At 43.6% G+C, this 18451-nt stretch carries 14 protein-coding genes; 8 read left to right on the forward strand and 6 right to left on the reverse strand.

From position 1 onward, the window contains the following. Positions 1–29: 29 nt before the first annotated feature. The gene (gene clpA / locus AB4138_RS03830; RefSeq protein WP_017062108.1) at positions 30–2303 is read right to left on the reverse strand and encodes an ATP-dependent Clp protease ATP-binding subunit ClpA; all 2274 of its coding nucleotides are present in this window, start codon (positions 2301–2303) and stop codon (positions 30–32) included. Between the two features lie 39 nt (positions 2304–2342). Continuing rightward, positions 2343–2663, reverse strand: a complete 321-nt coding sequence (gene clpS, locus AB4138_RS03835; RefSeq protein WP_004737430.1) for an ATP-dependent Clp protease adapter ClpS — start codon at positions 2661–2663, stop codon at positions 2343–2345. Between the two features lie 585 nt (positions 2664–3248). Between clpS and cspD the strand changes: the two genes are divergently transcribed. Next, positions 3249–3470: a cold shock domain-containing protein CspD gene (gene cspD / locus AB4138_RS03840; RefSeq protein ID WP_004736548.1), complete on the forward strand. Its 222-nt coding sequence runs from the start codon at positions 3249–3251 to the stop codon at positions 3468–3470. A gap of 327 nt (positions 3471–3797) precedes the next feature. On the opposite strand, the gene AB4138_RS03845 is transcribed toward cspD, so the two are convergent. Continuing rightward, positions 3798–6023 carry an NADP-dependent isocitrate dehydrogenase gene (locus AB4138_RS03845; protein ID WP_017067848.1) on the reverse strand — a complete coding sequence of 742 codons (2226 nt, stop codon included), beginning with the start codon at positions 6021–6023 and terminating at the stop codon, positions 3798–3800. A 321-nt stretch (positions 6024–6344) separates the two neighbouring features. Between AB4138_RS03845 and AB4138_RS03850 the strand changes: the two genes are divergently transcribed. After that, positions 6345–7073: a pseudouridine synthase gene (locus AB4138_RS03850; protein ID WP_372305028.1), complete on the forward strand. Its 729-nt coding sequence runs from the start codon at positions 6345–6347 to the stop codon at positions 7071–7073. A 63-nt stretch (positions 7074–7136) separates the two neighbouring features. On the opposite strand, the gene AB4138_RS03855 is transcribed toward AB4138_RS03850, so the two are convergent. Next, complete coding sequence (locus AB4138_RS03855; RefSeq protein ID WP_372116047.1) at positions 7137–7808, reverse strand: DUF2057 family protein; 672 nt, start codon at positions 7806–7808, stop codon at positions 7137–7139. Between the two features lie 133 nt (positions 7809–7941). Further along, positions 7942–8907 (reverse strand): porin, encoded by a 966-nt coding sequence (locus AB4138_RS03860; RefSeq protein WP_372082689.1) that lies wholly within the window; start codon positions 8905–8907, stop codon positions 7942–7944. 513 nt (positions 8908–9420) lie between these two features. On the opposite strand from AB4138_RS03860, the gene dinG reads away from it, so the two are divergent. The 5 genes from dinG to AB4138_RS03885 all read left to right on the forward strand — a co-directional run bounded on the left by dinG (position 9421) and on the right by AB4138_RS03885 (position 14305). Continuing rightward, the gene (gene dinG / locus AB4138_RS03865; RefSeq protein ID WP_372305031.1) at positions 9421–11496 is read left to right on the forward strand and encodes an ATP-dependent DNA helicase DinG; all 2076 of its coding nucleotides are present in this window, start codon (positions 9421–9423) and stop codon (positions 11494–11496) included. 128 nt (positions 11497–11624) lie between these two features. Next, positions 11625–12404 carry a TSUP family transporter gene (locus AB4138_RS03870; RefSeq protein WP_017062114.1) on the forward strand — a complete coding sequence of 260 codons (780 nt, stop codon included), beginning with the start codon at positions 11625–11627 and terminating at the stop codon, positions 12402–12404. Positions 12405–12426: 22 nt separating this feature from the next. Further along, the gene (locus AB4138_RS03875; protein WP_017062115.1) at positions 12427–12975 is read left to right on the forward strand and encodes a primosomal replication protein; all 549 of its coding nucleotides are present in this window, start codon (positions 12427–12429) and stop codon (positions 12973–12975) included. Then, complete coding sequence (gene rsmS, locus AB4138_RS03880; protein WP_017055021.1) at positions 12965–13135, forward strand: pleiotropic regulatory protein RsmS; 171 nt, start codon at positions 12965–12967, stop codon at positions 13133–13135. Before AB4138_RS03875 ends, rsmS begins: the two co-directional genes overlap by 11 nt. A 36-nt stretch (positions 13136–13171) precedes the next feature. Then, entirely contained in the window at positions 13172–14305 is a 1134-nt protein-coding gene (locus AB4138_RS03885; RefSeq protein ID WP_372305034.1) for a JmjC domain-containing protein, read from the forward strand. A gap of 112 nt (positions 14306–14417) precedes the next feature. On the opposite strand, the gene AB4138_RS03890 is transcribed toward AB4138_RS03885, so the two are convergent. Then, positions 14418–16535, reverse strand: a complete 2118-nt coding sequence (locus tag AB4138_RS03890) for a methyl-accepting chemotaxis protein (protein ID WP_372305037.1) — start codon at positions 16533–16535, stop codon at positions 14418–14420. Positions 16536–17034: 499 nt separating this feature from the next. On the opposite strand from AB4138_RS03890, the gene emrD reads away from it, so the two are divergent. After that, complete coding sequence (gene emrD / locus AB4138_RS03895; protein WP_372305040.1) at positions 17035–18240, forward strand: multidrug efflux MFS transporter EmrD; 1206 nt, start codon at positions 17035–17037, stop codon at positions 18238–18240. Positions 18241–18451: the final 211 nt, after the last annotated feature.

The following is an 18451-nucleotide window of genomic DNA, read 5'->3' on the forward strand; positions in this document are numbered from 1 at the left end:
TTTAAGCCTTTGATTTATCAATCACTTCGTTAGTGCATGACCTCTTCTTTAGCACCAACATAGATGAAATCCAATTCGTCTTTTTTCAGGGATACTTTAACCGTACCGCCATCAACCAAGCTACCGAACAGTAACTCGTTAGCAAGTGGTTTCTTAAGCTTCTCTTGAATAACACGTCCCATTGGACGAGCACCCATGGTCTTGTCATAGCCTTTATCAGCTAACCAGTGACGAGCATCCTCAGAAACCTCTAAAGACACGCCACGAGCGTCCAGTTGAACCTGAAGCTCGACAATGAACTTATCAACTACTTGGCTAATCACACTTGGGTCAAGGCTGTTGAACCAAATGATATTATCAAGACGGTTACGGAACTCAGGAGTAAACACCTTCTTGATTTCGCCCATCGCATCTGGCGCATGATCTTGTTGGATCAGGCCGATCGATTTCTTCTCGGTTTCAGCCACACCTGCGTTGGTCGTCATCACTAGAATCACATTGCGGAAGTCCGCTTTGCGACCATTATTATCAGTTAGCGTGCCGTTATCCATTACCTGCAGTAGCAAGTTAAAGATATCTGGGTGAGCTTTCTCGATTTCATCCAGTAACACAACAGAGTGCGGATTCTTGATTACGGCATCAGTTAGCAGACCACCTTGATCGTAACCAACATAACCAGGAGGCGCACCGATCAAGCGGCTCACAGAGTGACGCTCACCGTACTCAGACATATCAAAGCGCAGAAGCTCAATACCCATCAACTTAGACAACTGAACAGTGACCTCTGTTTTACCGACACCAGTAGGGCCAGCAAACAAGAATGAACCAACAGGTTTATTGTCTGCACCCAATCCAGCACGGGTTAGCTTAATCGCTTCACTCAATACATCGATTGCAGGGTCTTGTCCGAATACCAACATTTTCATGCGCTCATCCAGTTTCTGGAGTGTATCTTTGTCTGAAGACGATACTGACTTTTCAGGAATACGCGCCATTTTCGCAACCATTGACTCAATATCAGCCACGCTTACCGTTTTCTTACGACGGCTTGCAGGTGCCAAACGACTACGAGCGCCCGCTTCATCGATTACGTCAATGGCCTTATCAGGAAGGTGGCGTTCATTAATGTATTTAGCTGACAGTTCCACAGCGGCACGCAACGCTTTGTTGGTGTAGCGCACTTCGTGATGAGCTTCGTATTTTGGCTTCAAGCCAATCAGGATCTTGGTCGTATCGTCTAGCGATGGTTCAATAATATCTATTTTCTGGAAGCGACGAGCTAAAGCACGCTCCTTCTCAAAAATACTGCTGTACTCTTGGTACGTTGTTGAACCGATGCAACGTAATTTGCCACTGCTTAGTAGTGGTTTAATTAAGTTTGCCGCATCAACCTGACCACCCGATGCAGCCCCGGCACCGATAATGGTGTGGATCTCATCGATGAACAGAATCGCGTCTTCTTCTTTCTCCAGTTGCTTAAGAATTGCTTTAAAACGCTTCTCAAAGTCACCACGATATTTAGTTCCGGCTAATAGTGAACCGATATCTAGAGAATAAATTACGCTGCTCTGAATGATTTCAGGCACTTGTCCTTCAACGATGCGCCATGCAAGACCTTCCGCGATGGCCGTTTTACCTACACCCGCTTCACCCACTAACAGAGGGTTGTTCTTACGACGACGACACAGAACTTGGATAGTGCGTTCTAGCTCTTTGTCACGACCGATTAGTGGGTCAATATTGCCCTGCTTCGCTACTTCGTTAAGGTTGGTAGCAAAATTTTCTAAACGGTCTTCGGAATTAGCTTCTTCAGCATTTTCTGCACCACCAAATGAATCGGATGATGAAGGACTGTCGCCTTCGTTGCTGGCTTTGGTAATACCGTGTGAGATGAAGTTAACAATATCTAAGCGACTAATGTCGTTTTTCTTAAGAAGATATGCCGCGTGAGATTCTTGCTCACTAAAAATAGCCACAAGTACGTTAGCACCTGTTACTTCGCTGCGACCTGAAGATTGAACATGGAAAACAGCGCGTTGAAGTACTCGTTGGAAGCTCAACGTTGGCTGAGTTTCGCGAGTTTCGTCGCTTTCAGGGATAAGTGGGGTCGTTTGATCGATAAAAATATCGAGCTCATTGCGAAGAGCATCGAGATCAGCCTGACAAGCTTGGAGCGCTTCCTTGGCCGCATCATTTTCTAATAATGCTAGTAGGAGGTGTTCAACAGTCATGAATTCATGTCGCTTGTCTCGCGCACGAGCAAATGCGCCATTTAAACTCGTCTCTAATTCTTTATTTAGCATAAGTACCTCCTAAGGGAACAACAGTGTTGTTCGAGCAATTTATACTTGCTCCATTGTACATAGTAGCGGATGCTCATTTTCCTTTGAGTACATCGTGACCTGCGCTACCTTTGTTTCCGCTATTTCAGCACTGTATGTGCCGCATATAGCTTTACCTTCATAATGAACCTTGAGCATCACTTCCGTTGCTTTTTCGATATCTAGTGAGAAGAATCGCTCTAGGATCTCGATTACAAAGTCCATGGGCGTGTAGTCATCGTTATTCAACACAACGTTATACATCGCCGGTGGCTTTACTTTTGTTGCTTCTTTCTCCAGTAAATCTGAGCCTGGAGATGCCCATTCAAAGTTTCTGCTCATATCGCTTTGCTAAGGGTTATTTTTCGGAAGTCGTGAGTGTTTACCTAACTCAAATTTACCACATTCACGCTTTACGGTGTACTAAGAAACTGCACCGAAAAACAGTACCAAAAAATATTCCTCTATACTGAGCCTAATCCACCATTTCCATCGCTGCAAATAAAAGATCTCGATTAACAGGATTAACATATGTGATTGATTAAAAAGACGCCATAACTATTGATACTAACGATAAGATCACCGCTAAGTTACTATTTAGTTAATAGTTTGCAGTTAATCTCGAATGTGATTTGTTATTAAAATTGATCACTTTTATACCAATTTGCTATTGACTGTGCTCAATCATTAGCTACATTGGAGCTAAAAGGTTTTTTAATACATTTTTGCAACATGATTTAAAATCAGTAACACGCTTCAAAAATTAACAACAAGGAATAATTACGCAGGGTAGCGTTAATTTCCGTTAGCAATGTACGAGGTTCAAGATATTAGCTGAAATTCTTTAGCTGGTAGGAATGATATCAATCGCACTTACAACAATTGATATAACAACGTTAGTAACAAAATGCATGAGGGATGTATAGCATGGCTACAGGTACAGTAAAATGGTTTAACAATGCCAAAGGGTTTGGCTTTATTTGTCCAGAAGGTGAAGACGGCGATATTTTCGCGCACTACTCCACAATACAAATGGAAGGTTATCGAACCTTAAAGGCTGGTCAGCAGGTCGACTATGAAGTAGAAAGTGGACCTAAAGGCTCGCATGCTAGCTCCGTTGTTCCTGTAGAAGGCAGCGCCGCAAAATAGGCGAATGCAAACTCATGTTAACCTCCATCAGTCGTCATTAACGGCTGACAGGTAAACAGAATATTGAAACCGCTCATTTAATACCTGTAACACAGGATTACGTGAGCGGTTTTTTTCGTTTTGGGGGCTCTAAAGTTGCTCACTGGACAATGAGCTCGAAGAGCTACTCCCCTTAAGCTAGGTCTTAAGAAGTATTAGACAGAAAAAAGACGCTTTAACATTATCGTTAAAGCGTCTTTCGTTTTGACTTTATCTATAACTTAGCTATCAGCCTAAGCAACTCGTTAGCAAATCACGTTCATGACTGACTAACGATGAGTCCAATCACTATGCATCAATAAACGCGTTTAGCGTTGAGCTTGGGCGCATTAGTGTTGAAACCAATGCATCGTCAAGTAGGTAGTAACCACCTAAGTCGCCAGCCACACCTTGAGCGTTGTTCAGCTCTGCAACGATCGCTTCTTCACTTTCAGCCAGTTGACTTGCCACACCTGCAAACTCAGCAGCAAGATCAGCGTCAGCCGTTTGCTCAGCAAGCGCCTTAGCCCAGTATGCCGCTAGATAGTAGTGGCTACCACGGTTATCAAGCTCACCTACTCGACGTGAAGGAGACTTGTTGTTATCAAGGAACTCACCCGTCGCTTTATCAAGCGCATCAGCTAGAACTTGTGCTTTAGCGTTACCTGTTACTACGCTCAGGTGCTCTAGAGATGCCGCTAGTGCCAAGAATTCACCTAGAGAATCCCAACGCAGGTGGTTTTCTTTCTCTACTTGTTGAACATGTTTAGGAGCAGAGCCGCCAGCACCTGTTTCAAACAGACCACCACCGTTCATTAGTGGAACAATCGATAGCATCTTAGCTGATGTACCAAGCTCTAAAATCGGGAACAAGTCAGTTAGGTAATCACGTAATACGTTACCAGTAACCGAAATAGTATCTAGGCCTTCTTTGATACGAACCAGTGAGTATTGAGTCGCTTCAAGTGGAGCAAGGATCTTAATTTCAAGACCATCGGTATCGTATTCAGGAAGGTATGCTTCAACTTTCTTGATAAGCTGAGCATCATGTGCGCGTGACGCATCTAGCCAAAATACCGCTGGAACACCCGATGCACGAGCACGCGTTACCGCAAGCTTAACCCAGTCTTGGATTGGTGCATCTTTAACCTGACACATACGGAAGATATCGCCTTCCTCTACGTCTTGCTCAAGAAGCACAGCGCCTGAAGCGTCAACAACTTGAACCTGACCAGCAGCTTCAAGGATGAAAGTCTTATCATGAGAACCGTACTCTTCCGCTTTTTGAGCCATCAAGCCAACGTTTGGTACGCTACCCATCGTTGTTGGATCGAACGCGCCGTTCTCTTTACAGAAATCAATAACCGCTTGGTAAATGCTCGCGTAGCTACGATCTGGGATCATTGCTTTGGTATCTTTTTGCTTACCTTCTGGATCCCACATTTGACCAGAAGAACGCAGCATTGCAGGCATAGATGCATCCACAATGATATCGCTTGGTACGTGTAGGTTAGTAATGCCACGGTCCGAATCAACCATCGCTAGTGGTGGCTGAGTCTCGTATACCGCTTGCAGGTCAGCTTCGATTGCTTCTTTCTGCTCTTGAGGAAGCGCATCAATCTTCGCGTAGACATCACCGATGCCGTTATTTACATCAACGCCTAGCTCTTCAAACAGCTGACCGTGTTTAGCAAATACGTCTTTGTAGTAAACCTTAACCGCGTGACCAAAGATCACTGGGTCAGATACTTTCATCATCGTCGCTTTCAAGTGAAGAGAAAGCAGTACACCTTGCTCTTTAGCCGATGCGATTTCTTTTTCGAAGAATGCAACCAAAGCGGCCTTATTCATCACTGACGCATCAATGATCTCTTTATCTTGCAGTGCAAAAGCTGGCTTCAATGTTTTCTTCGCACCATCTTTGCCAACGAATTCAATGCTAACTTCTGTAGCACCTTCAATGGTTACTGACTTTTCGCTACCGAAGAAGTCTTTGTCGTCCATACTTGAAACGTGCGACTTAGAATCTGCAGACCAAGCACCCATTGAGTGTGGGTTCTTCTTCGCGTAGTTTTTAACAGAAAGTGGAGCGCGGCGATCCGAGTTACCTTCACGCAATACTGGATTTACTGCACTGCCTTTGATTTTGTCGTAAGTCGCTTTTACTGCTTTCTCTTCGTCAGTGTTTGCTTCTTCTGGGTAATTAGGAAGTGCGTAACCTTTTGACTGTAGCTCTTTGATTGTTGCTTGAAGCTGAGGTACAGATGCAGAGATGTTTGGAAGCTTGATAATGTTTGCTTCTGGTGTCTTAGCCAATTCACCTAGTTCTGCTAATGCATCACCAATACGTTGCTCTTCGTTCAAATAGTCAGGGAAGTTGGCAATAATACGCCCTGCAAGTGAAATGTCGCGAGTATCAACGTTAATACCAGAAGAAGCTGTAAAAGATTGAATGATAGGCAGCAGAGAGTATGTTGCTAGCGCCGGAGCTTCGTCTGTAATGGTATAGATGATCGTTGGTTTTTCAGTAGGCATGAAATTTCCCTATAGTTCTTACAAGCTCATTTAAAGTAGTGAGCGTGTTATAAATTGACCAGTAAGCCACTCTAAGAGTGAAAACTGCTTACTCGATAGTCTTACTCTATCTTATTTTTCATACAATCTTGATGACAGCATGAACCAAATCCGTGAGTGCGTTGTTATAATAAAACACGAAGGTATAATTAAACAAATCAGGCTTAAGAGTCCATCAACTTGTTCTATTTTGTGTCTTTTAGGCGCGCAAATGATAGCTCAATTCCGTTTCAGTGAAAACTTTTCAGCACACTTCGTTTACATTTTTGCAAGGTAGTTAACATGTCTACTCGCTCACGCAGCGCATCTCGTTCAGACAAACCGGCTCGTTCTGGTGCAACATTAAAACAAAGCGGTAATAGACAAAGCCGAAGCAGTGATAAGAATAACACTGGCAATTCGCACAACAAATCTCACTCAAGCAAGCACCGATATAAAGGCAAGCCTACCAACACAAAACCTAAGGTAGCACTCGAGGATCGCAAAGTAATTCTGTTCAACAAGCCTTTCGATACTCTAAGCCAATTTACAGATGGCGAAGGGAGAAAAACGCTAGCGGACTTTATTCCAGTGAAAGACGTTTATGCTGCAGGTCGCCTTGACCGCGACAGCGAAGGGTTAATGGTCTTGACCAACGATGGTATTTTTCAAGCTAAGCTAACTCAACCAAACTCAAAATCCCCAAAGACATACTGGGTACAGGTTGAAGGCGCAACTTCTGAGGAAGATTTAGATAAATTGAGAAAAGGTGTCGAACTAAAAGACGGCATGACACTACCGGCTAAAGTAGAAGTGATGCAAGAACCTGAAGTGTGGGATAGAAATCCTCCAGTCCGCTTCAGAGCCGCGATACCGACAACATGGTTGGCTATTACAATCATTGAAGGACGTAACCGCCAAGTAAGACGCATGACAGCCAATATCGGCTTCCCGACCCTACGTCTTATCCGCTATTCAATGGGCAACATGAATGTGGGGCAGCTACAGCCTGGTGAGTGGAAAGAGATTTAACTCATAGCAATATAAAAAAGCAAGATATTTATTATATCTCGCTTTTTTACACATGAAGATTGATTACTCTTGGTCAATCATCCACTTACGGAATTCTTTGCGCTCTTTTTTAGAAGCTTTTAGATACCAAGCTTTCAATTGCTCGACATTTTGAGTAACACTTCCCACAACGCTTGGGGCAGTTTTAAGATCTAGTTTCGGAGTATCCGATTGAGTTGTAACTGGAGAGGGAACTATCGCAGTAGTCGTGGCAGTGACTAACGCACCATCGACAAACGTGATTCCTCGTTGATCGTTATGTTCTTTTACAAGCTTGTCCATTCCCATAAATGGAAGTAGACCTTTCTTGCCTTGAAGTAACTCTTGTTGATAGACAAGTTCGTTACCGTCTTGAGTTAAACGCCAATCGGGGTTTTGCTTTCTGAAAGCTTTTTCCGCTTCGCTTTTACTTCGAGCAACCGGGTGATCCAATTTAATTTCATTCCCACCTGCTTCAAACGTTAATAAATATGGCTTAGAAGTAAATACGCTATTACCACTACCACGACCAACTTCTTTGTCCATTCGGACAACAACTTGAGTCGTACCATTTCTTATTATATTCGTCCCCAATTTAGAATCAGCCTCTACACCATTAATGTAAAGAACAGAGACACCTTTGCTAGGAACCAGAGTTATAGCATGTGCAGAAAATGCAAGCATAGTTAAAACAAAGAATAATTGCTTTTTAAACATCACAGAGATTGACTCCTTTCATCAGGCACGTTGCCAAAAATAATTAAGTAATTATTATATGAAATATTAAACTGTAAAAATAAATAAAGCCACCCTGAGGTGGCTTTATAAGAAAGTTTTTAACTAAACTCAATTAGAAGCTAGCTTTAACACCTACAGCAACACCAGTGTCCGTGTTTTTCTGGTCTGTACCACCAACTTCAATGTAAGCCGTAGTGTTCGGAGCAAAGCCGTAACCAGCATTTACAAACCAGTTGTCGGCGTCATTGTCATTGTTGTCACTATCAGAAGTGCTGTAGCCAGCACCGATAGTTACTGCATCAATAGTGTAATCAGCAGCAAAAGCGATAGTATCTGCATCTACTTTTACAACTCCTGTATCCATTGTTGTCGCGTAATAGCCCAACTCAAGATTCAAGCTTTCAACGCCGGAGAAACGAGCTTCTAATGCCCAAATAGCGTCGTCCGCGCCAGGCGCCATCTTTTCCAATTCTGCGTAGCCATAGTATGCAGTGAAATCAAAATCAGCTACACGACCACCAAGTTTAAGATCGTAATACGCTCCATCTTTGCCAAGAGCATCTGTGCTGTCATTCTCATCTTGAGCAAGAGATGCTGTAGCATAGAATGTCCCTGTATCGATATCATAACGAATCATTTCATCTTGACAGAACTCACTACCATTTTCGAAGAAAGAGCTCACACCAAACTGGTAATCAGAACCAACACCAGCATCGTCTAGCGCGCCACACGTACGACCAACCTTCACAGAACCGTAGTTTTGAGTATATAAAGCCACATAGACATCACCAACATCTGCAGATGTAGAAGAACCGCCAGTTACTTCACCAGATGCTCCATCAAACTCCCAATAACCGCCAAAAGTTAGCTCGTCATTAAGCGCATAACGAACATCAAATCCAAAGTCAGCATCTTGAATTTCTTGCTGGAATTCTGAATCTTTTGCAAAACCTTTAACGTAAACAACTTCGATGTCGCCACTTAGGTTAACAGATAAGTCTTCCTGGTTGTAAATTTCGATTGCTTGTGCCGATGTTGCTGCAAACATAACACTTAGTGCTAATAGAGTCTTTTTCATAATAAATCCACTGCCTTTTCTAAGAATGGGAGATCCTTGCCCGGTTCCCTTTTATTTTTATGACTGGTCATTACCACTCTTTGTTGGTTAATCACCGTCACTAAATTTCGAGGTCTAGATTGCAAAAGATTATCCTGCGTGTCAAATAAACTAAAAACAAACCTAAAAAAAACACAAAGCAATCAAAATCAACCACTTACATTTTTTTTCATTGTTTTACGAGCAGCTTATCCTTAGTTTTATCAGGAAATATAATAATCCAAAAAAAGAACAAAACAGCATTTAACACCACAAACAACTTGTAAAAACGCCACATCTCAGGATTTAACACCTACAAGCAAGTCTTTTTTAATATTTATATTTCGCAACATAAATAAAATAGTTAAGTTCCTGATGGTTCAGTTTTTTTTTGTGAACAAGATCTACCTTTGATTCAAAAGCAAGCTATTTCACCGTAAATGTACCGACTAGTGATATGTGCTACTATCCTCGCTCCGTTACGTAGGTCACAGTATGCTAACTACTAAAATTCAAAAATCTATTCGCACCAGTTATCAAAACCTCCAAGATCAGTTGGACAACTTTGTACCTCGACGTGCTCAAAATTACCTTGTTGCAGAAATAGCGAAGACACTTTGTGGTCAATACCACAAAAGTAATCGCATGATTGTTGCAGAAGCGGGAACCGGGATCGGGAAATCACTGGCTTATTTAATGGCAACTATTCCTGTCGCTGTGCTCAATAACCGAAAAATAGTCATATCAACGGCGACGGTTGCGCTACAAGAACAGCTCGTCAATAAAGATCTCCCTCTATATAGAAGACTGACTGATCGAGAGTTTTCTTTCATATTAGCGAAGGGCAGACAGCGTTATTGTTGTTCCGAAAAGCTAGCCGCTGCCTGCGGGGTTGATGGCGGACAAATGGCCATGTTCGAATCTAAGCCAAAGAAGAAGGATATCGACCAACTTCAAACCATGTATCGTAGCCTAACCCAAGGTAAATGGGATGGTGACCGTGATTCGTGGCCAAAACCCATCGACAACATGATTTGGCAGATGATTGTCAGCGATAAGCACAGCTGTAATAACAGTATGCCTACTCATAGAGACTGCCCTTTCCAAAAAGCGCGCTCAGAGCTAGATAAAGCAGACGTGATAATTGCCAATCACAGCTTGGTGATGGCGGATGCAGACCTAGGAGGCGGTGTGATACTGCCTGAGCCAGAAAATAGCATCTATATATTCGATGAAGCTCACCATTTACCGCATGTAGCCAGAGATCACTCTTCTGCGGCTGCGAGCTTAAAAGGCGCGGCGTCATGGTTGGAGCGTTTGAACCAATCCATCACTAAGCTTTCAGGCCTCGCTGACGAGAAACGTGTCCACCGGTTTCGAAATGAACTGCAAGACTCAGTGCAACAGCTGATCCCTACCCTGACTCAAATGAGTAAACAGTTTGACGCTAACCACTTTGAAGACGGCTTGTATCGCTTCGAACATGGCGACTTACCTGAGTGGCTTGAGAATGAATCAAAAGACCTCAAGCAACTCACACAAAAGGCGAGCCAAGCAGTTGCGAAGATTGCAGACCTGATTGCGGAACGAGTTAAAGACGGCGAGCTTTCAGCAAAGCTTGCAGAGCCGGCACTGGCAGAAATTGGCTTCTATATACAAAGAACAGAGAACCTTGCTCAAGTTTGGCGCTTAATGGCTGAACCGAAGAGAAAAAAAGGCGCTCCTTTGGCTCGTTGGCTCGAACTTAACAAAGAAAGCGAAGGCGATTTCGTTGTGAATGTTTCGCCACTAGAGGTAGGTTGGCAACTGGATCAACAAATCTGGAGCCGCTGTGTGGGTGCCGTATTAGTATCTGCGACCATGAGGGCGCTCAACTCTTTCAGCTTTTTCTGTCATCAAGCCGGTATCAGCCAAAAAGCAGAAGATGGCGTACAGTTTTTGGCTTTGGCATCACCGTTTGATTACCAGAATCAAGCTGAGCTGATCGTTCCGGCAATGAAGTACGAACCACAAGCACCTCAGTTTACCGAATATCTTATTGAAATTTTGCCTAAGGTAATAGAAGACAAAAAAGCCAATCTCGTTCTATTCTCTTCTTACTGGCAAATGAACAAAGTTGCAGAGGCTTTAACAACAGATTTCGTTAAAAAGTCGTGGGCATTGCAGGTTCAAGGCGATACTTCACGAACTGAAATTCTAAAAAAACATAAAAAGCTAATAGACCAAGGTAAAACCAGCGTTCTTTTTGGAACTGGCAGCTTTTCTGAAGGTCTTGATCTACCGGGTGAGCTTCTTGAAAACCTCGTTATTACCAAGATTCCTTTTGGTGTTCCTACCTCTCCCGTAGAGCAAGCACATTCAGAATATATTGAATCACGCGGTGGTAACCCTTTTATGCAGATTACTGTTCCAGATGCGAGTAAAAAGCTTATTCAATCTGTGGGTAGACTACTGCGTAAGGAAAGAGATTCTGGTAAAGTCACGATCCTTGATAGACGCATAGTAACGAAGCGATACGGAAAGTCCCTACTCGATTCACTACCGCCTTTTAAAAGAACAATAAAATACTAATATCCCCTGCCCTTGAGGTAGTTATGGGCCTTCATCGCTAGGCCCTTGCATTCACAACCCAACATGACTAATCCATAGATTTTTCATGTGGCTGCCCTATCAGCCGATAACGAGAACACTAGCTATTTATGGAAATGATTGAGCCAACCATGTTGGTCATACTTGCTCTGGTTGCATTTGCAGCAGGCTTTATTGATGCTGTCGCAGGTGGCGGAGGGATGTTAACCGTTCCAGCTTTACTGTCACTTGGTTTACCGCCACACATCGCATTGGGTACTAACAAGCTTGCAGCAACCTTCGCTTCATCTACAGCTGCATTCACTTACTACCGTAAAAAGCTGTTCAAGCCTGAGTGTTGGGTCAATGCATTCATATCTACTTTAATAGGTGCGACCATCGGCACACTCACTGTTGATGCCATTAGCACCGAGTGGTTAGAGAAGGTATTGCCGTTAGTCATTCTTGCCGCAGCGGTCTATACCATTTTTCATAAGACTCCAGATGTGAGCCATAATGTGTCTCCTAAGCCATGCCCTGTGCTTAAGAGAAAACAAAAGTACCAAGGATTCATTCTTGGCTTTTATGATGGGGTTGCTGGCCCAGGAACTGGCGCGTTTTGGACGGTAAGCTCTATGGCGCTTTATCGCTTAAACATCTTACTTGCCTCTGGTCTATCCAAAGCCATGAACTTTACCAGTAACTTTACCTCTTTGGTGACCTTCGCGATTCTTGGTCATATTGATTGGGTTCTAGGTTTAACCATGGGCCTTTGTTTGATGGCCGGTGCATTTGTTGGCGCTCACTCTGCTATTCGGTTCGGTGCTACATTTATAAGACCTGTGTTTGTTACAGTTGTAAGCGTACTTGCAATTAAACTGGCATACGAAGCTTGGTTTGTGAACTTATAGGCAGTAGCCAACGGGAAGTGAAATGAATCAATTTTCAAAGCTAAAAAGTGTTATTGATACCTTGATTGGCCATTGCTCGCAGGTTGACAAATCTCGAGGGGCTTATCATCAAGCCTTGTTTGACCGAGCCTTATTTAAATGCGGCGCCTCTGTTTTGCTTCCCTATGCACTTGAAACTCAGGCAACGTACCGCACCATTGTACGTGAACAAACCTCAAATCAACTGACCGCGTCCAGAGCCAACTACCTGACAGAAAAGCTGACCAATCAGATTGCAGCAATCCAAAGAGAGTTAGCCAACCACGATTTACGCTTGGACCGAAAAAGCAAGTCAGGGAAAACCCTGAACGACCTATACAACGAACTCGCCCAGCACCAAGACTGGCAAAAGCGATTGGTCGATTTAGTACGAGTACGAAAGTTAACGTTTGATTCTGCGCCTCGCCACAGTAAGAAAAAAGCGGAAGAGGCTTGGCAGTTAGCAAAAGAGCGATTAGAACGCTGTGAAGACTCAATGAAAAATATTGAGAGACTGATTAACTTAGAGAACCCTAAGCGAAATGAACACTGATAACACACCATCACCACTGGATAACGCACCAGAAGAAGTTAAGTTAGCTGTCGACCTGATCTATCTGCTCGAAAGCAACGAAATCGATCCAAAAGTCGCGTTAGAAGCAATCAAAATTGTCCAGCAAGATTTACAAGCCAAACTAGCATCTAGCATCTAGCATCTAGCATCTAGCATAAAAATATACAGGATTCACATGTACCAACTCAGCTTTTCTATGCCCGAGTTTCTTGAAAACTACTGGCATAAAAAACCAACCATCTTAAAGGGTGGCTTCCAAAACTTCGTCGACCCAATTTCGCCGGAAGAACTTGCTGGTTTATCGATGGAAGAAGAAGTGGATTCTCGCTTTGTCTCTAACCTCGACAATCAGTGGACTGCAGAACACGGCCCATTCTCTGAAGAAAAGTTTGGCGAATTAACCGAAACTCATTGGCAACTGATCGTTCAAGCAGCGAACCACTGGCACCAAGGCGCAAATCAGCTGACTGAGGCGTTCCAAGCGTTACCAAACTGGTTATTCGACGATCTCATGATCTGCTACTCAGCACCTGAAGGCGGCGTAGGCCCACATATTGATCAATACGATGTCTTCATCATTCAAGGTCAAGGCAAACGTCAATGGAAGGTTGGCGCTAAAGATGTTGGCCAATACAAAGAGACTGTTCAAGCGTCTGCACTTCGTCAAATTGAAGGTTTTGACCCAATCATTGATGAAACTTTAGAGCCGGGCGATATCCTTTATATCCCACCAGGTTTCCCACATGAAGGGAGCACGTTAGAGCCGTCAATGAGCTACTCTATTGGCTACCGCTCGCCTAAAGAACAAGAACTGATCAGCAACTTTGCCGATTTTGTGCTTGCTCATGATATGGGTGACGTACACCTGCACGATCCAGAATTCAAAATGCAAGAAGGCTACGGAAAAATTCGTTCATCGGATTTAAGCAATCTCACAGACATGTTGAAATCTGCACTAGAGCAACCTGAAACCATCAGTGAATTCATGGGTTGTCTGCTAAGCCAATCACGCCACCAGCTTGATATCGTTGCTCCAGAGCCACTATGGACTCAAGAAGAGATCGCTCAACACTTAGAGTCTGAAGGTGAGATTCACCGAGTATCAGGCTTAAAGGCGCTCTACCACGAAAATGAAAGCAACACTGCTTACATCAATGGCGAAGTGGTTAAGGTTGATGAAGCGGATTCTTCGTTACTCAACATACTTTGCGATGAGACGATGATTACCTCGGCTACTGCCCTATCTCCTTCGGGCGTAACTGTCGTGACTGAATTGGTCAACAAAGGCTACTGGTTTATCGAAGAGTAAGCAGCGTCAACCGCTGGTTATTGCCTAGCCTCTAAATAAACAATTAAAAAAGGGACAAATGAAATCTTCATTTGTCCCTTTTTCTATTCAAGAACTGGTTAAGGCTTAATGCTTATACCTTGAACTGATTGACCAACTTCTGTTGTTGTTGAGACAGTTGGTCAATTTCATTGCCGACTTGCTCAGAAGCCGCGGCTTGCTCCAAGATCTTCGCACTCAAATCGCGAATATTAACCACGCTTTGATTTACTTCACCGGAAACCGATTGTTGCTCTTCGGCTGCTCGAACGATCTGACTGTTCATATCACTGATCGCCTCAATAGAAGTAAAGATCGACCCCAGATCTTCAACTGCTTTCTGAACGTGTAGTGCTGTATCGTTAGCTAGGATATTGCCTTCTTGTATTGCTTCAACGACATCTTGAGTTCCAGCATGAACCTTGTCGATCACCGCTCTGATCTCACCAACCGATGACTGGGTGCGACTTGCGAGGTTTCTTACCTCATCCGCAACAACCGCAAAGCCACGACCTTGTTCGCCAGCACGAGCCGCTTCAATCGCCGCATTCAATGCCAGTAAGTTAGTTTGCTCAGAGATCCCTTCAATCACACTTAAGATCTCTGTGATGTTTCCGTTATTTTTTGCCAATTCTTCAACAATAGGAACAGCACTCGACATACGCTCCACCAGCTTTCTCATTTCACCGGCTGAAAGTTCGATGACTTGTTGCCCTTGTTGAGCAGAACGATTCGCTTCGCACGCTGCATCAACGGCCACTTCTGCATTTTGTACCACTAAGCCCGCAGTTTGAGTCATCTCTTCGGCCGCTGTCGCCACAAGATCGACTTCTTTAAATTGAGATTCACTGCTTTCTCTGGTGCTTGATGCCGATGCTTTAGCCTGGCTTGTCGTACTCACCACTTGTTCTGTGGTGTGAATGACTTCTTTGATTGTGTGTTGCAGCTTATCTAGGAACAGGTTAAATCCTTTTGACAACTGACCGATTTCATCTTGAGACTTCACTTCCAAACGTTGGGTCAAGTCACCTTCACCAGAAGCGATGTCATTAAGTCGCTCGACCACTTGTCGAATAGGCTTCACAATTGAAAGGGAAGCAAATGCGATAATGGCTAAACCGAACAAAATGAACACAGTACCGGCAATGACTTCCGTCTTGATGCCTTCACTTAGCTTAGTACTAATGATGGAATCCAATTTGTTGGCATCAGCGACGACGCTCTCTCTTGGAATCTCGAACAACACCCCCCAAGTTTGGTTAGCTGCAACAACAGGTGCAAAGGCAAGTAACCACTCACCGTTCTCGCTCCATTGCGTTGTCACTTCACCACCAAAGATAAAGTCGGTCATTAAATCACTGTTTGTATTGCCACTTTGGAAAGTTGAACCGACTGCAATGCTTGAATCATCAGAAGCGATGACCGAACCATCTAGACTAACCACGTAAGCTTTACCCGCACCGTTAAACAAGCTCTGGTCAGATTGAGTAATCACACTCGTTAAACCATCAAGTCTTAGATCAATACCAAGAAAACCAATAGCAACGTCGTCAACCAAAATAGGGACTGAAATAGAGGACGTAAGTAGTGCTACACCACCGCTGTTCACGACTCTCGGCGTACTAATACACGTTTGCCCTGAAGACAAAGGACAGTAAAAACGTTCGCTATTGCTGTCATCATTCAAGATAGATTCTGAAAGAACGTTCGCTAGAACATTTTCACCGTTATCTGCCACCTTCCAGTAAGGAGCAAAACGACCTTTTTCGTTAGAACCAACATAATCAGCATCGACATAATTCGTATCTTCACTATCGAGCAAGTCAGGCTTGAAAACTAGATACGCTCCTTGAATAGAGTCGAAGTTTAAAACCGAGCGACGAACCATTTCATCCAAGGCGGTACGAAGCTCTTCACTTGGTGTAAAGTTTTCGTCTGCATTGTTTTTTAGAAACTGAGCACTGGCCGCAAGCATTTCTGCGCGGTAAATAGCTTCGTCTACATAACGTTGAGTTTCTTGAGCATTAAGCTGAGAAACAGACGCCAGCAGCTGCTGAGTTTTATTGATAACTGATTCTGAACTTTGAGATTTGATGACTTGTTGATTGCTCGTTGCGTTGTAGATCGAGAAACCAATAAGAGACAGTGACGTAATGATTAAACAACAACCTGCTAAGAGGGTTATTTTCCACTGTACCGATAGAGAGCGCATTTAATATCCTTATTTAAGCCAAAAGACTTCCATAACCATAACTATCACATCGACAACGAATTGCTGTACACAATGTAAATGAGTTAGACGAATAGCTTAGCGGATAATTACAGCACAAATTGCTTACATATAAAACGAAAGTTTATACAAATGTTAATAGAGCGTGTTTTCTTCCTTTTTTCTGTGATTTCAAATGATGTACTCATATAATCATTAGCTGTGTTGCTTAGGTTTTAGCGCTTTGGACATAGCCAGAACATCGATATTTAAAGGAAGCCCACTCCACCCTCTCCCTCTTTAAAATGCAGTAACTTCGGATTAGTTTTTATAATCCAAGTTATAGATTTTTATCTTGCTCAACTTCACACTTTTTGATTGCTAAGCCCGCAATCAAGATCTAATATCTCGCGCCTAGATTCCCTGAACACTTTATTCATTTGGCTCTCCTTTAATGGAGCGCTAAGGCTTTTTACGTCTTAATTTTTGGAGAGATACGCAAATGTCCGCCTCGTTTCCATTAGCGAAACTTACCTTTTTAATCGCTATTCTGACTGCCGTAGGTCAAATGACTCAAACGATGTACGTGCCTTCTATCGGTCATATGGCAGGTGAGTTCTTAGTTTCGGCATCTTCGCTGCAGGCAGTGATGGCGTGTTACTTGATCCCTTATGGTCTGTCGCAATTTGTTTACGGCCCACTTTCAGATCGCCTAGGTCGTAAACCGATCATCGTGATTGGTTTGATCATCTACATCATAGGTACTTTGGTAGCCTTATTCGCTCATGAGTATCAATGGTTCCTAGCGGGTAGCTTTATCCAAGGCTTAGGCATTGGTTGTGGCGGTGCGATGTCTCGAACATTGACTCGTGACTGTTTTGAAGGCGCAGAACTGCACCGTGCAAATAGCTTAATCAGCATGTGTGTGATTTTCTCACCATTGATGGCTCCTGTTTTGGGCGGTTACTTAACAGAAGCTTTCGGTTGGCGTTCTAGCTACTTGTTCCTCGCGCTGTTTGGTATCGCGGTTGTGATCACCATGATGACGAGCATGATGGAAACTCTGCCAAAAGAACGACGCAAAAATGAGTCTGTTGTAAACAGCTACAAATTCGTTCTGTCTGACAAACGCTTCCAAGGTTTCCTACTAGTTCTAGTAGCAACATTCGCGGGGGTCGCAGTATTTGAAGCCGCGGCTGGTGTATTACTTGGTGGCGTACTGGGTTTACCTGCAACCACAGTCAGCTTGTTGTTTGTTTTGCCTATTCCGGGTTACTTAGTGGGTGCTGGTCTATCGAGTTACATCGCACAACGTCGCTCTGAGCGTCGCGCACTGAATGTTGGCCTAGTGTCGATCTTAGTCGGTTCAGCCGTGGTGCTGATACCGGGTCTGTTTGGTCAAACAACAGCATTAACTTTGATTGGCGGTGCAACCATTTACTTCTTGGGCGCTGGTATCTTATTCCCAGCAGCAACAACGGGAGCACTTTCGCCATTCCCATACCACGCAGGTACAGGAGGCGCGATCTTAGGGGGTATGCAGAACCTAGGTGCTGGTATCGCAACACTATTGGCATCGTTCTTCCCAGCTCAAGATCAACTGCCGCTCGGTTGCCTGATGATTGCTATGTCATTTATCGTGATGCTTGGTTTACGTTGGGTCAATCGCAAGCCTGACCACTCAAACGAAATGCCATTGGCTATCTAAAGTAAAGCTCGAATCCAGCCCAAACGAAGAAAAGGGACATACTGATAAGTGTGTCCCTTTTTTGTTGCCCGTTTTCCCTCACCTCACGCCTTCCTAAATTTCATTTAACATTACTTTGATTTTTTGAAAACAATAACAGACACTTACGTTGAAAGTGCATATCCAGAATCCAATTATAAATAACATCACTGGAAGAAAACTAACCACTAAC

Source organism: Vibrio sp. 10N.286.52.C3, from assembly GCF_041468865.1.
In the GTDB taxonomy this organism is placed as follows: domain Bacteria; phylum Pseudomonadota; class Gammaproteobacteria; order Enterobacterales; family Vibrionaceae; genus Vibrio; species Vibrio crassostreae_C.